The sequence below is a fragment of the Archangium gephyra genome, from assembly GCF_042230915.1.
Classification (GTDB): domain Bacteria; phylum Myxococcota; class Myxococcia; order Myxococcales; family Myxococcaceae; genus Archangium; species Archangium gephyra_B.
On sequence record NZ_CP102578.1, the window covers coordinates 3,282,756 to 3,296,953 of the forward strand.

General features: G+C 70.1%; 12 protein-coding genes. 8 read left to right on the forward strand and 4 right to left on the reverse strand.

The features are described from left to right. Positions 1–9: 9 nt before the first annotated feature. Together NR798_RS13230 and NR798_RS13235 are read left to right on the forward strand one after the other, a co-directional pair. Complete coding sequence (locus NR798_RS13230) at positions 10–912, forward strand: hypothetical protein (RefSeq protein ID WP_375771820.1); 903 nt, start codon at positions 10–12, stop codon at positions 910–912. Further along, a complete protein-coding gene (locus NR798_RS13235) occupies positions 912–1,352 on the forward strand; it encodes a CoA-binding protein (protein WP_375771821.1) in 441 nt (146 codons plus the stop codon). The genes NR798_RS13230 and NR798_RS13235 overlap by 1 nt, the downstream gene beginning before the upstream one ends. A 10-nt stretch (positions 1,353–1,362) precedes the next feature. Here NR798_RS13235 and NR798_RS13240 read toward each other — a convergent pair whose 3' ends face one another. Beyond that, positions 1,363–2,238: a patatin-like phospholipase family protein gene (locus tag NR798_RS13240; protein WP_375771822.1), complete on the reverse strand. Its 876-nt coding sequence runs from the start codon at positions 2,236–2,238 to the stop codon at positions 1,363–1,365. A gap of 103 nt (positions 2,239–2,341) precedes the next feature. Between NR798_RS13240 and NR798_RS13245 the strand changes: the two genes are divergently transcribed. From NR798_RS13245 to NR798_RS13260, 4 genes are all read left to right on the forward strand, one after another. Beyond that, on the forward strand, positions 2,342–3,238 hold the full coding sequence (locus NR798_RS13245; protein WP_375771823.1) for an ArsR/SmtB family transcription factor: 897 nt from the start codon (positions 2,342–2,344) through the stop codon (positions 3,236–3,238). Next, a complete protein-coding gene (gene metH, locus NR798_RS13250) occupies positions 3,235–6,750 on the forward strand; it encodes a methionine synthase (RefSeq protein WP_375771824.1) in 3,516 nt (1,171 codons plus the stop codon). The genes NR798_RS13245 and metH overlap by 4 nt, the downstream gene beginning before the upstream one ends. 170 nt (positions 6,751–6,920) lie before the next feature. Further along, a complete protein-coding gene (locus tag NR798_RS13255) occupies positions 6,921–7,931 on the forward strand; it encodes a terpene synthase family protein (RefSeq protein WP_375771825.1) in 1,011 nt (336 codons plus the stop codon). Next, positions 7,931–9,469, forward strand: coding sequence for a prenyltransferase/squalene oxidase repeat-containing protein (locus tag NR798_RS13260; RefSeq protein ID WP_375771826.1), 1,539 nt, complete (start codon positions 7,931–7,933; stop codon positions 9,467–9,469). The genes NR798_RS13255 and NR798_RS13260 overlap by 1 nt, the downstream gene beginning before the upstream one ends. A 54-nt stretch (positions 9,470–9,523) precedes the next feature. On the opposite strand, the gene NR798_RS13265 is transcribed toward NR798_RS13260, so the two are convergent. Beyond that, positions 9,524–10,885 carry a cytochrome P450 gene (locus tag NR798_RS13265; protein WP_375771827.1) on the reverse strand — a complete coding sequence of 454 codons (1,362 nt, stop codon included), beginning with the start codon at positions 10,883–10,885 and terminating at the stop codon, positions 9,524–9,526. A 98-nt stretch (positions 10,886–10,983) separates the two neighbouring features. Then, positions 10,984–11,835, reverse strand: coding sequence for a YwqG family protein (locus tag NR798_RS13270; protein ID WP_375771828.1), 852 nt, complete (start codon positions 11,833–11,835; stop codon positions 10,984–10,986). A 40-nt stretch (positions 11,836–11,875) separates the two neighbouring features. Here NR798_RS13270 and NR798_RS13275 point away from each other — a divergent pair, with 40 nt between their 5' ends. Further along, the gene (locus tag NR798_RS13275) at positions 11,876–12,967 is read left to right on the forward strand and encodes a hypothetical protein (protein ID WP_375771829.1); all 1,092 of its coding nucleotides are present in this window, start codon (positions 11,876–11,878) and stop codon (positions 12,965–12,967) included. Positions 12,968–13,246: 279 nt separating this feature from the next. Next, positions 13,247–13,723: a hypothetical protein gene (locus tag NR798_RS13280; protein WP_375771830.1), complete on the forward strand. Its 477-nt coding sequence runs from the start codon at positions 13,247–13,249 to the stop codon at positions 13,721–13,723. A gap of 126 nt (positions 13,724–13,849) precedes the next feature. Here NR798_RS13280 and NR798_RS13285 read toward each other — a convergent pair whose 3' ends face one another. Beyond that, positions 13,850–14,065, reverse strand: coding sequence for a DUF2934 domain-containing protein (locus NR798_RS13285; protein WP_375771831.1), 216 nt, complete (start codon positions 14,063–14,065; stop codon positions 13,850–13,852). Positions 14,066–14,198: the final 133 nt, after the last annotated feature.

The window sequence follows — 14,198 nt, forward strand, 5'->3', positions numbered from 1 at the left end:
GCGGCCGTCATGCGCCTCCTCCGTTCGAGCTTCCTGCTGCTCCTCGTGGCCCTGGCCAGCGCGTGCAGCCGCAACGTTCCCTCGCTGGTGCCCGCCTCGGGCGCGCCGCCTCCCCCGCGGCTCGAGTTCCGGCCTCCCGGCGGCGCGCTCCTCACCGAGTCGCTGAAGAGCTCCGTGGGGCACAGCGGCGCGCCGGGCACGCAGGATGCGGAGCTGACCACCGTCACGCGCTTCACTCCCGAGCAGGGCGGCTGGCTCCTCACGCAGCGGGTGACGCAGGCGCGCTACTCGCGGGACGGCGCCCCGGTGGAGACGCTCGTGGATGATGTCCTCACGCGCTTCGCCCTGCGCGTGCGGCTCGCGGGGGATGGCACCTTCGTAGGCGTGGTGGAGCCAGAGGCCGCGCGGGCGGCGCTCGCGGCGGTGACTCCGGCGGGGCAGGACGTCTCTCTGCTGGAGGACTTCTTCGCCCCGGAGGCGCTGGAGGTGCGCACACGGGCCGAGTGGGAGGTGAAGTACGGCGGCCTCTACGGGCGCGCCTGGGAACCGGGAGCGCGCTCCTACGTGGTGGGCACGGTGCCGCTGGGCGGGCGCGAGGTGACGTACCTGCTGGAGCGCACCTTCACGGGAACGGCGCCCACCGAGCATGGCGAGGCGATGCTGTTCTCGCTGCGCTGCCTGGCGGCGCCGGGAGCGGAGGCCTCCTCGCAGGTGCTCGAAGCGTTGAGTCAGGCGGGAGACCCGGAGCTGACGCCCGGGGTTCAGTGCGAGGGAGAACAGTTGCTCGGGAGAGGCCGTTTCATCCCGGTGCGGCGCGGGCTCACCTTGCGGGCGACGTTGGACGGAGAGACCTGGACGTGGGCAGCGGCGTCGCACCTGGAGTCGCTGCAGGCGCCCGAGGAGGAGCGGTGATGAGCTACGAGCAGAACCTCATCGAGGACGAGGCGGGCATCCGCGCGGTGGTGCAGGCCAGCAAGCGCGTGGCGGTGCTGGGCATCAAGACGGAGCAGCAGGACGGCCAGCCGGCCTTCTACGTGCCGCAATACCTGGCGAACGCGGGCGTGGACGTCGTGCCGGTGCCCGTCTACTACCCGGACGTGACGCACATCCTCGGCAAGCCGGTGTTCCGGCGGCTGGTGGACATCCCGGGAGACATCGACCTGGTGGACGTGTTCCGGCGGCCCCAGGACATCGATCAGCACGTGGACGACATCCTCGCCAAGAAGCCCAAGGCCGTCTGGTTCCAGTCGGGCATCCGCAACGACACGGCCGCCCAGAAGCTGGCCCAGGCGGGCATCAAGGTGGTGCAGGACCGCTGCCTGATGGTGGACCACCGGCGCTACGGCCGCTGACCTCCTCGGCTCACACCTGCTCGAAGGGCACCGGGGGCCGGGCGATGGCGCGCTCGGCGCTGAGCTTCGCCTGGTGCAGGGCATCGAAGCCGCGCTCCATCTGCGACGGCGACACCGGCGGCAGGGTGGACACCACCACGTAGACGGGCACGTTGCGCTCCTTCAACAGCGACAACTGCAGCCGGAAGTGGTCCTGCCTCAGCGCCGCCGAGCCCGCCGCAATGCCCTGTGCGTACGCCATGGGGCCGCCCAGCATCTTGCGCGTGCGGCTCGGCAGGTAGTGCACGAGGATGGCGTCCAGGTCCTTCCCGAAGGCGCTCTCCCGCATCGCCAGCGCGGGCGCCTTGTCCACCAGCCCTCCGTCCCAATACAGATCCCTCCCCAGCCGCACCGCGCGGAACAGGCCCGGGTAGGCACACGTGGCGTGCACCCGCGGCGCCAGCTCGCCCGAGGTGAACACCTCATGCGTCCCCTGCGTGAGGTTGGCGCTCACCAGCAGCAGCGGGTGCGGCAGCTCCTCGAAGCCGTGCACCGGCAGCGTGTCCTCCAGCAGCCGGCGGAAGCGCTCGCCCTTGAGCAGGCCCGTGGCCCCGTGGCCCTCGCTCGGAAACCCGTTGAGCACCGCTCCAATCGGATCCGGATCCCAGAACGCCTGCCGCGTCTGCTTGAGGACCAGCTCCTCGATGGTCTGCACACTCGCCCCCGCGGCGGCATACGCGGCCACCAGGCCCCCGGCGCTTGTCCCGGCGTACGCCGCGGGCTTCAACCCCGTGGCCGCCAGCCCCTTCAGGAAGCCGGCGTGCCCATAGAAGCCGAAGTACCCGGCGGAGAGGACGAGTCCAAAACGTTTGCCTTCGAGGAGCTGGTGCAGGGAGGGAGCGGGCATGGCGCGTCTCTAGACGACCGTTCCCCACATGGCAACGCGACGCGTCGCCCCAGCGGTCTTCCCTGGATTTTCAAGCCATATCGACGTATGTTGATTCGACGATATGGAAGAACTGTCCCAATCCTTCCGGGCCCTGGGTGACCCGACGCGCTTGCGCATCCTGCGGCTGATGGCCCGGGCTCCGCTGAACGTGTCGGAGCTGGTGTCCCTGGTGGGGGTGGCGCAGTCCTCGGTGTCGCACCACCTGGGCAAGCTCAAGGGGCTGGGGCTCATCCGCGAGGAGCGGCAGGCGGGCTTCACCTACTACTCGCTGGCTTTGGAGCCCCAGGACACGCGCTGGCCGCTCATCCGTCTGGCCCGCGAGGCCGTGGACGAGGAGGGGGACCTGGCCCGGCTCGAAGATCTCCTGCGCCAGCGCGAGGACCGGCAGGCCCTCAACGAGCGGCTGCTGGAGCCGGGGCAGTCCTGGTTCCTCTGGGCGGGGGCGCTGGCCTCGCTGCTGCCGGCGCTGGACGTGGCGGACTTCGGGTGCGGCACGGGGGTGCTCTCGGTGGCCATCGCCCGGTGGGCCTCGCGGGTGTGGGCCATCGATCAGAGCGAGGCCGCGCTGGCCCAGGCCCGCGAGCGCGCCGCCCGCGAGGGCCGCTCCAACATCACCTTCCTGCGCGAGGACCTGCACCGGCTGTCGCTGCCGGCGGGCGAGCGCGACCTGGTGGTCATCTCCCAGAGCCTCCACCACACGGAGTCCCCGCCAGCGGTGCTGGCCGAGGCCGCGCGCCTCCTCAAGCCCGGGGGCAAGCTGGTGCTGCTGGAGTTGATGCCCCACGACGAGCGGTGGGTGCTGGAGCGGCTGGGCCACCGGCACCTCGGCTTCGCGCCGGAGACGCTCGAGGCTTCCCTGCGCGAGGTGGGCTTTGGCGCCCTCACGCGCGAAACGCATGCACGCGAGGGGGCGAGCCCCTTCCGCGTCTTCCTCCTCACCGGAGTCAAACAGTCATGAGCAGCCACCTTCCCGCCCCCCTTCCTCCCCCGCCGGGTCAGCACGGTCACCGCGTGGAGGCCCTGCGGGCCGCGATGCGCGAGCGCGTGCTGGTGCTGGATGGCGCCATGGGCACCCAGTTGCAGAACCAGAACCTCAAGGCCGCGGACTTCGGCGGCGCCGAGTACGAGGGCTGCAACGAGTACCTCGTCCTCACCCGGCCCGACGTCATCGAGGGCATCCACGCCGCCTACTTCGCCTCGGGCGCGGACGTGACGGAGACGGACAGCTTCGGCGGCACGCCGCTGGTGCTGGGCGAGTTCGGCCTGTCGCACAAGGCGATGGAGATCAACATCGCCGCCTCGAAGCTGGCGCTCAAGGCCGCCGAGGCCGCCGAGGCCAAGGACGGGCGGATGCGCTGGGTGGCGGGCTCCATCGGCCCCACCACCAAGGCCATCAGCGTGACGGGCGGCATCACCTTCGAGGAGCTGGTGGACAACTTCGCCGCGCAGGCGGAGGGGCTCGCGCTGGGCGGCTCGGACTACCTGCTCATCGAGACGTGCCAGGACACGCGCAACGTGAAGGCGGCGTTGCTCGGGTGCGAGCGGGCCTTCCGCAAGCTGGGGTGGAAGCTGCCGGTGGCGGTGTCCGGCACCATCGAGCCCATGGGCACCATGCTGGCCGGCCAGTCCGTGGAGGCGCTGGCGGCCTCGCTGGAGCACGTGGAGCTGCTCTACCTGGGCCTCAACTGCGCCACCGGCCCCGAGTTCATGACGGACCACATCCGCTCGCTGGCCGCCATGAGCCCCTTCGCCGTCTCGTGCGTGCCCAACGCCGGCCTGCCGGACGAGAACGGGCACTACCTGGAGTCCCCCGAGATGCTGGCGCGCTCGCTGCGCCGCTTCTGTGAGCAGGGCTGGCTCAACGTGGTGGGGGGCTGTTGTGGCACGCACACCGGCCACGTGTCCGCCATCGCCGAGGCGGTGAAGGGCCTCGTGCCGCGCCGCCAGCTCCCGCCCTCGCGCTCCACGCTCTCCGGCGTGGACTTCCTGGAGGTGCGCGACGAGGAGCGCCCCGTCATCGTCGGCGAGCGCACCAACGTCATCGGCAGCAAGAAGTTCAAGGAGCTCATCGTCGCGGGGCAGCTCGAGGACGCCTCCGAGATCGCCCGCGCCCAGGTGAAGCGCGGCGCGCAGGTCATCGACATCTGCCTGGCCAACCCGGACCGGGACGAGCTCGAGGACATGCGCCGCTTCCTGGACGTGGTCGTCAAGAAGGTGCGCGTGCCTCTGATGATCGACTCCACGGACGAGCAGGTGCTCGCCATGGCGCTCACGTACTCGCAGGGCAAGGCCATCATCAACTCCGTCAACCTGGAGGATGGCGAGGAGCGCTTCGAGAAGGTGGTGCCCCTGGCGCGCGAGTTCGGCGCGGCGCTGGTGGTGGGCTGCATCGACGAGAAGGGCATGGCCGTCACCCGCCAGCGCAAGCTGGAGGTGGCCGAGCGCTCCTTCGCGCTGCTCACCGGCAAGTACGGCATGAAGGCGGAGGACCTGTACTTCGATCCGCTCGTCTTCCCGTGCGCCTCGGGCGACGCGCAGTACACGGGCAGCGCGGTGGAGACCATCGAGGGCGTGCGCCTCATCAAGCAGCGCTTCCCCCAGTGCAAGACGGTGCTGGGCATCTCCAACGTGTCCTTCGGCCTGCCCACCGCCGGCCGCGAGGTGCTCAACTCCGTCTTCCTCTACCACTGCGTCCAGGCGGGCCTGGACATGGCGCTCGTCAACTCGGAGAAGCTCGAGCGCTACCCGTCGCTGCCTCCCGAGGAGCGCCAGCTGTCCGAGGATCTGCTCTACAACCGGGGCGCGGACCCCATCACGCCCTTCGCCGCGCACTTCCGCGAGCGCAAGCCGAAGAAGGCCGACGTGAGCACGCTGCCGCTGGAGGAGCGGCTGCAGCGCTACATCATCGAGGGCAGCCGTGACGGCCTCCACGCGGACCTGGACCTGGCGCTGGAGAAGTACGCCCCGCTGGAGATCATCAACGGCCCGCTCATGAAGGGCATGGACGAGGTGGGCCGGCTCTTCGGCGCCAACGAGCTCATCGTCGCCGAGGTGCTCCAGAGCGCCGAGTCGATGAAGGCGGCGGTGAGCTACCTGGAGCCGAGGATGAGCAAGGCCCAGGCGGCCTCGCGCGGGAAGATTGTCCTCGCCACGGTGAAGGGCGATGTGCACGACATCGGGAAGAACCTGGTGGAGATCATCCTCGCCAACAACGGCTTCGAGGTGGTGAACCTGGGCATCAAGGTGCTGCCCGAGCAGCTGGTGCAGGCGGTGCGCGAGCACTCCCCGGACATCCTCGGCCTGAGCGGCCTGCTGGTGAAGAGCGCGCACCAGATGGTGGCCACGGCGGAGGACCTCAAGCGCCAGGGCGTGGACGTGCCCATCCTGGTGGGCGGCGCCGCGCTGAGCCGCAACTTCGTGGACCGCAACATCGCGCCGGCCTACGGCGGCGGCACGGTGGCGTACGCGCAGGACGCCATGAGCGGCCTGGAGCTGGCCAAGCAGATCGTCGATCCCACGGCCCACGAGAAGCTCAAGGGCGAGCTGGCCGATCGCCGCACGAAGCTCTCCCAGCAGGACAAGGACCGGCCCAAGGTCAGCGCCCCGGTGGCCGCGGTGCGCAGCAAGGAGGTCTCCATCCTGGAGCAGGTGCCGCCCGCGCCGGACTACGTGCGCCACGTGCTGACGAACACCCCGCTGGACACCATTTGGCGCTTCATCAACCCGGTGATGCTCTACGGGCGCCACCTGGGCCTGCGTACCGCCTCTCGCGCCCTGGGCACCCCCGCCGAGGCCGAGCTGGCCAAGACGGAGGAGGGCCGCAAGGCGCTCGCGCTCAAGGAGCAGGTGGAGATCATCAAGGGCTCGCTGCGTGGCGGGCGCATGCAGGCCAAGGCCGTGTTCCGCTTCTTCAAGGCGGGCAGCGACGGCAACCGCCTCCACCTCGTCGACGGCGAGACGGGCCAGCCGGGCGTCGTCTTCGAGCTGCCGCGCCAGGACAAGCCGGGCGGGCTGTGCCTGGCCGACTTCGTCAAGCCGCTGGAGAACGGCGCGGCGAGCGACAACGTGGCCATGTTCGTGGTGACGGCCGGCCAGGGCATCCGCGAGCTGAGCGAGGAGTACAAGGCCAAGGGCGAGTTCCTGAAGATGCACGCGGTGCAGGCGCTCGCCCTGGAGACGGCCGAGGCCTACGCCGAGATGCTCCACACCCAGCTGCGCAGCATGTGGGGCTTCCCCGACAAGCCGGACATGACGATGCTCGAGCGCTTCCGCGCCGAGTACCAGGGCAAGCGCTACTCCTTCGGCTACCCCGCCTGCCCCCGCCTGGAGGATCAAACGCTCCTCTTCCAGGCCCTGCGGCCCGAGGACATCGGCGTCCAGCTCACCGACGGCTGCATGATGGAGCCCGAGGCCAGCGTCTCCGCCCTCGTCTTCCACCACCCCCAGGCACACTACTTCTCAGTGTCGTGAGATGGTGGACGCCGGCGTAGGGTTTATGGGGATGTGAAGCCCACATTCTGACACCTGGGTCACTTTTGTCCCAGTGGTGGGTCATCCGCGATACACGACGTGCGAGATCATGGTAGAAGTCCATCCCCACTGGTGGCGTGGTGGGGCGGATTGCCTCATCCTGGAGGCCCATGAGCACACGCGGTACGGAAGGCCGGCATTTCGGAGTCGTTCGGGAGCTGAAGAATCAGTACGCGGAGGCCCAGTCCCTGGGGATTCCGAAGGAGCTCCTGGAGCGGCTCCAGGCGCGGGTGAAGGAGCTGATGCCGCCGCTGATGGCCTGGCGGGAGCGCTTCCCGGCCATCCTGGCCTCGCGGCTCAAACCCGCCACGTTGGGTAGTGTGGCCGGCCACCCGGAGGTGACGTTCGAGCAGCAGCTGCTCATCGCCAAGGCGGGGCTGCTGGTGTTCGCCGTGGACGACATCGCGGATGGGGAGATCGGCGCCCTGGAGGACGCGCAGGTGCAGCGCGTGCTCGAGCGCTACGTGGAGACCGTCCGGGCCCCCGACTCGCAGGAGTGGACGGGCGCGGACGAGGCCAGCTTCGTGGGCGGCGCGGTGCAGGACGTGGCGAGGCAGCTGCACGCGGCCCCCGGGGCGGGGCGCTTCCTGGCGCTCTGGCAGGAGCACTTCCGGCGGATGTGCTCCGGCCACCTGACGGAGCTGCGGGACAAGCGCCGCTCCCAGCAGGACGGCGCGCTGCCCACGCTGGAGCACTACCTGGACGTGTCGCGCTGGACGTGTGGCGCGCCCATGTACCACTGCGCCGCGCTCGTGGTGCTCGCGCCGGACTTCACGGGCGAGCCGCTGCAGGAGCCGCTCGTCGAGCAGGCCCTGTCGGACATGGGGCTGCTGGGCCGGTGGATGAATGACGTGCGCAGCCTGGAGCGCGAGCGCGCCGAGGGGAAGTTCAACAGCCTGACGCTGCTGTGCGCGGCGGGCCGGTCCGAGGCGGAGGCCGAGCGGGAGGCGGTGGAGCGCGCTGGCCAGCACCTCGAGTCGCTCTCGGACGTCGCCGGACGGCTCCCCGAGCCCTTGCGTCCCTGGGGGAAGTCGCTGGTGGCGACGGGCCATTTCAGCCGGATGTTCTACATGCAGCGCGAGTTCCACCATCCCGAGGCCAGCTCTTCCGAAGAGGTCTGATGAAACGCATCCAGGATGTCTTGTTGGCGGAGCTGCACTCGCTGGTGTCTGCCCTGGGCTCGAAGGGTGGGTTGATGAGCCCTTCCGTCTACGACACGGCACAGATGCTCCTGATCCTGCCTCCGGCGGAAGGGGGCTGGCCCGCGGTGGAGTGGTTGCTGTCCCAGCAGCACCCCGATGGCGGTTGGGGAGACCCGGCCATGCCGCTGCACCGGGACATTCCCTCGCTGGCGGCCGTCCTCGCGCTGCGCGAGTACGGGCGCCGCCAGGGAACGCGCTCCGCCATCCACGAGGGCGTGTCCTTCCTGCGCAAGCAGGCGGCGCTGTGGGCCACCATGGCGCATGACGATCTGCCGGTGGGCGGGGAGATCGTCCTGCCCGGCCTGTTGAATCAGCTCGACGCCGCCGGGGAGATGCACATCCCCCGCAGGCCCTACCGCAAGCTGATCGAGTTCGGCGAGCGCAAGCGCCAGTCCGTCGCGAAGCTGCCAATGGTGCCGGGCATGCCCTGGAACCACGTCTGGGAGATCACCGGCAGCGAGCCGGATCCGCGGATCATCGACGGCTCGGGGGGCCTGAGCCACAGCCCGGCGGCGACGGCGGCGTGGGTGAAGGCCGCCTCGGGCCGGCCAGAGCTGGAGGACACGGCGCAGCGCGCGCGCAGGTACCTGTCCAACGCCGAGCGCGCGTGCGAGATGGGCATTCCAGGCGTCACCTCGACCATCTACCCGTTCGATCGCTACGAGCAGCTCTTCTCGCTCTACGCCCTGCAGATCGCCGGCGTGCTCAAGGATCCGCGCCTGGAGGGCGTGGTGATGCCCATCGTCAAGGAGCTGGCCACGGCCCTGGGCCCCAAGGGCATCGCCATGAGCGACCACTTCCTCCAGGACGGCGATGACACGGCGGCGGCCCTTCTGCTGCTGCACGAGTTCGGCTACCCGGTGGATCTGTCGATCCTCTACCGCTTCCAGAACGACAACCACTTCGTCGCCTACGCGGGGGAGATGCACCCCTCGCCCACGGTGACGGCCCGCTGCATCCACGCCCTGATGGTGTTGGGCCGGGACGTGGCGCCCTTCCAGCAATTCTTGCTCGACCGCCAGGACGCGGACGGGCGCTGGACGGTGGACAAGTGGAACCGCTCCTGGCTGTACACGACGGGCCACGCGGCCATCGCCCTGGTGGGCTCTCCGCACGTGGAGGCGCTGCGCGAGGCCGTCGAGGCCGTGCTCGTGTGCCAGAACCGCGACGGCGGCTGGAGCACCAATGGCCCCACCAACCTGACGGAGACGGCCTACGCGGTGTTGATGCTCGCCTACCTGGAGCGCCAGGGCTTCAACCACCAGGGCATCACCCTGTCGCTGGACCGCGCCTTCGCGTGGATGCTGCAGAACTACCGGCCCTTCGCCCGGCCCGAGACCAAGGTGAAGTGCTGGATCGCGAAGGAACTCTATCGCGTGGACCGCATCGACACCATCTTCGAGCTGAGCGCCATGCTGATGCTCGACCAGCGCAAGTCGAAGGAGCGCGGCGCCTGAGTCCACCACGGGGCACCCCACGCGGGTGCCCCGGGCGGCGGCGAGGGCGGTGCGCTACGCCACCTTGCCCGGAGCGGCGTCCTCGCGGTGCCGCACCCGCATCTTGAGGTGCGAGGGGCGCAGGGTCACCGTGAGGATCTCCGGGGGCAGTTCCTTGTCGTCCACCAGCTCGACGTCGAGCCGCTGGACCATGGTGGCCACGATGAGCTGCTTCTCCATCATGGCGAAGTGGTTGCCGATGCAGGTGTGCGGGCCCGCGCCGAAGGGGAAGTAGGCGTAGCGCGGCAGCTGCTTCTCGCGCTCCGGCCGGAAGCGCTCGGGGTCGAAGCGCTCCGGGTCCGGGAAGAACGTGGCATCCCGGTGGATGATGTAGGGCGGCATGAGGACCATCTGCCCCTTGGCCAGCCGGTAGCCCGCGATGTCCAGGTCCCTCGTGGGCGCGCGGGCGAGCATGAAGATGACGGGGTAGAGCCGCAGCGACTCCTTGATGACCTGGAGCGTGTAGCGCAGGTGGGGCAGGTCCTCGAAGGCCGGCGGGCGCCCGCCCAGCACGGTGTCCACCTCCTGGCGTACCCGGGCGAGCACCTCGGGGTGCCGGGCCAGCAGGTACCACGTCCACCCCAGCGACAGCGCGGTCGACTCATGCCCGGAGTAGATGGTCATGAGATCGTTGTGCAGCTGGTCCTCGCTGATGGGCTGGCCCTCCTCGTCGCGCACCTGCACCAGGGAGGAGAGCATGTCCTTGCGCTGGCCATGGTCCACGCGCCGCTGGCGGATCATCCCGCGGAACGTGGTGTCGATGGTGCGCAGGGCCTCGCGCACGCGCCTGTTGCGCGGGGTGGGCCAGGAGAGCGGAATCTGCACCAGGCTGGAGGTGAGGTACTCGATGTGCTGCAGGGCCTGCCCCATGGCGCCGAGCAGCTCGTTCGTCTCGTGGCGGTAGTCCACGTCGAAGAGCGTCTTGCCGATGATGCGCATCGTCAGGGTGGCCATCTCATCGTGGACGTCGAACGCCTCGCCGTCCCGCCAGCCCTCGATGGCGTCCAGGGTGTAGCGCACCATGGTCTGCGTGAAGTGGGCGAGCTGCTCGCGCTGGAAGCTGGGCGCCAGGAGCTTGCGCTGCTTGCGGTGCTGGGGCCCGTGGAGCAGCACCAGGCTGCGCTCGCCCACCAGCGGGGTGAAGGTCTTCACCAGCGGGCCGCCATCCACGTCGTTGGCGTGGTGGTGCAGCAGCGTGTGCGAGATGCTGCCGGAGGTGACGACCGTGACGGGCATCGGGCCGATGCGGAGGGTGCCGATCTCCCCGCACGTCTCCTTGAGGTCCCGGAACAGCTTCAGCCGCTGGTGCCTGAAGTCGGACAGGTGGCCCGTGAGGAAGTGGCCCGGGAGGCGGGGGATGGGTCTGGAGGCGTCCATGGAAGTCCAGTCCTACACCGTGACCCATGGAGTCGCCAAGACAACAGCGGTGGATTTTTCCACCAGCAAGCAGGCGGCAGCGGTAGGCCCCCTGGACCCTACCTGCACTGCAGGCCGAGCCAGGCCCGGTCGAACCGGCAGGCGCGCAGGTCCTGCTCGCGGAGGAGGAGGTAGAGGTTGCCCCCGTCCCCCCACGTGAAGCCGGTCTGGTCATCCGAGCCGATCTGCCACAGCAGGCGCCAGGCGTTGGCACCGGGCTCGAGCCGCCGCGCCTCGGGGGAGTCGAAGCCGCGCGAGCCGCCGCCGTACAGGCCGTGGGTGACGAGCTGCGCCTCCAGCCGCGCGTCGTTTTGTATCCACCAGGGATGGCCCTCCACCTGGTGCGCGTGCGGGCCGCCGGTGAGCCGCTCGCGCAGCACGGCGTAGTCGTCCGCCTGCTGCGGGCCCCACTCGTCCGCGGGCAGAGGAGCGCGGCGGTCCCAGGGGTCCGGCAGGCAGACGCCGAGCCGCGGCTCCAACCGCAGGGGCAGGTCGAAGGCCAGGCCCGCGTCCTCCAGCTCCTTCGGGGGCGCGAGCGGCACGGCCTCGGCGCTGCGGGGCGTCCAGAGGAGCTTCCAGTACTCGCTGTCCTTGGGGTTGTTGCCCCAGCGTTGCTCCTGCGCGTCGTAGAAGAGGGCGAGGACGCCGTCGCGGGGCAGGTGGGGCAGGGCGTCGCCCCGGCACGCGGCGAGCTCGGCGAAATCCAGCTGGCCCACGAAGACGAGCGGGCCCCGGGGCGAGCGGGGCCACGCCGTGCCCGGTGGGACGAGCGGGTGTCCTCCATAGCGGCACCCGGGCAGCGCGGGGTCGTCCGCGTCCCGGGCGGAGAAGAGGAGGCAGGCAGCGGCGGCGGACTCGAGGCGCTCGTGCCAGGCGTGGAGCGAGGGAGGAAGGGGAGGAAGCTCGAGCATGGGCGCGGCAGGCTACCCGACTCCGGGTACACTGGGAGTCATGAGCGCGCCGAACATCCGCCGGGCCATCCAGCTGCTGCCCACCTGTGCCACCACGGGCATTGGCAGTCTTCCGCACACCCAGCTCGAGATGGGCCTGCAGGCCGCGCTCGCGCTGGACATTCCCTTCCTGCCGCAGCTGCCGGTGGGCAGGCCCTCGGAGTTCATGATTCCGCAGGCGCTCGAGGGGTTGCCGGGCCTGCGGTGGGACGACGAGGGCATGTGCACGGTGGAGCTGGGGGCGTGGGAGGCGGGGCGGGCGGACTTCCTGGCGCGGCTGGAGGCGGCGCTGTCCTCGGGAGGGCTGGAGGCCTTCGAGCCCTCGCTGGACAACTGCCGGGCCTGGAGGCCGTTCCTCTGGGAGGTGGAGAACCGGAAGCTGGCCTTCGCGAAGGCGCAGCTGGCGGGCCCCTTCACGGTGCGCTCGGTGGCGCGCACGAGCGAGGGGCACGCGACGCTGGACGTGCCGGGGCTGGACGAGGCCATCTTCCGGCTGGTGCTGGCGCGCTCGCTGGCGATGGTGAAGGCGCTGCGGCGGGCGGGGACGACGCCGCTCTTCTTCCTGGACGAGCCGGGCCTGTTCGCCTTCGAGCGCTCCAACCCGAGGCACCTGCTGGCGATGCAGGAGCTGCGGCTGCTGGTGGTGGCGCTGCAGCGTGAGGGCGCGCTGGTGGGCGTGCACTGCTGCGGCAACACGGACTGGGCGAGCCTGCTGGACGCGGGGCTGGACATGCTGTCGCTGGACGTGCGGCTGTCGCTGGACGCGGTGCTGGAGGAGTCGGGGGCGTTCTCACGCTTCCTGGACTCGGGGGCGACGCTGAGCCTGGGCATCATCCCCACGGATCTGGCGTCCACCTACGCGGTGGAGGAGCTGGTGGACGCGGTGGAGGTGTCGCTGAAGGCGGCGTTGCCACCGGGCCACGCGTTCGAGCGGGTGGGCTCGCAGGTGCTGCTGACGCCGGCGTGTGGCCTGGCGATGCGCACGGTGGTGGACGCCGAGCGGGTGCTCGAACAGCTCAAGGGCGCGCAGCGGCGGCTCCAGGAGGCGCTGGTGGCCGAGCCCTCCGCCTCGAGACCCCCGTACGCCAGCTGAACCCCCACCCCGCCTGGGAAAGCCGCGGAGTGGGCTCGTTGGCCGCTCCCCTTCCGTTGGTGGCATGGGCTCCAGGGCCTTGTCCGCCTTCTCTTCGGAGCGTCCGGGAGCCTGTTGGTTTCCCGTTCGTCCCCGTGTTGCCGGGTTTCTGCTCGGCGGTGAACCCACGCTTGTCCCGCTCGGGCCATGGTCGCGGGACTCCCCCCTCCTCACATTCCCCTCCATCACGAGTGCGACGTGGGCCCGTGCCAGAACCTGGCCTGGGGTGTGGAGGGATGGATGGCTGAGCTGGAAGAGGGGCGCGAAACCGTTCGCAACGTCGTGGATGAGCACCTGATCAGGGTCAATGCTGCCGCACGCCGTTATCGCAAGCTCAATACCGTCTTGCTCCTCATCGCCGTGATTTTCGGCGGCATGGGCTCCCTCTTCGCTGGGGTCGTCGCGGCGGGCGGCGGGCCCGCGAAGGGCGTCACCAAGGCCGTCACGGGGACGGAGCCCAAGACGGAGCTTCCGGAGGCGTGGCGGAAGATGTGCCTGTGGATTGCCGTACTCACCGGCATCGGGACGGTGTCCGCCGGGACGAACGGACAGCTCAAGAGCGCGCAGCAGCAGTCGCGGGCAATGACCTGTGCCGGGCTCCTCGATTCCTTGAAGCTGGAATTGCTGGTCGGAGCCCACTTCACCGAGGAGGACCTGAACAGGATCAGGGAGAACCTGTCGAAGGTGCTCCGGGAGTACCCCGAATACTTCCGCTGAGCGGGGGCCAGGGAAGGCGGCTCGCCCACGGGCTGGCTCCCCGGCGCGGAAGGCATTTGCGGACGCAGCCTCCTCGCGCTCTGGGAGCGCTGGCCTGGGGGTCTACCGCCGAGTTCCTCGGAGCGTTCAGCGCCCGAGCTTCAGCTCGCGCTCGGCCTGGGCCCAGTCGTCCTCGTGACGGCCGTGGTCGGCGCCGCGCGCGAGGAAGATCTCATAAGCGCGCTTGGCGATCTGCTCGTGGGTGGGGCTGGTGCGATGGGAGGCCACGGCATTGCGTGCCGTGCTCTCCGGCATCTGCTGGGTCGGCGTGTTGTGGGACGTCTTGGAGTGCGTACGTGCCATGCGGGGCTCTCCTCCAGCTACATAAGGAAGACTGCGGCCCGCAGCATCGGCACCTGGCCCGGAGAGGGAAATTGGCCCCGCGTCCCTCCGTTGCCGGAGCGACATGGCGGACCGGGGCCTGTCCTCTAACGGA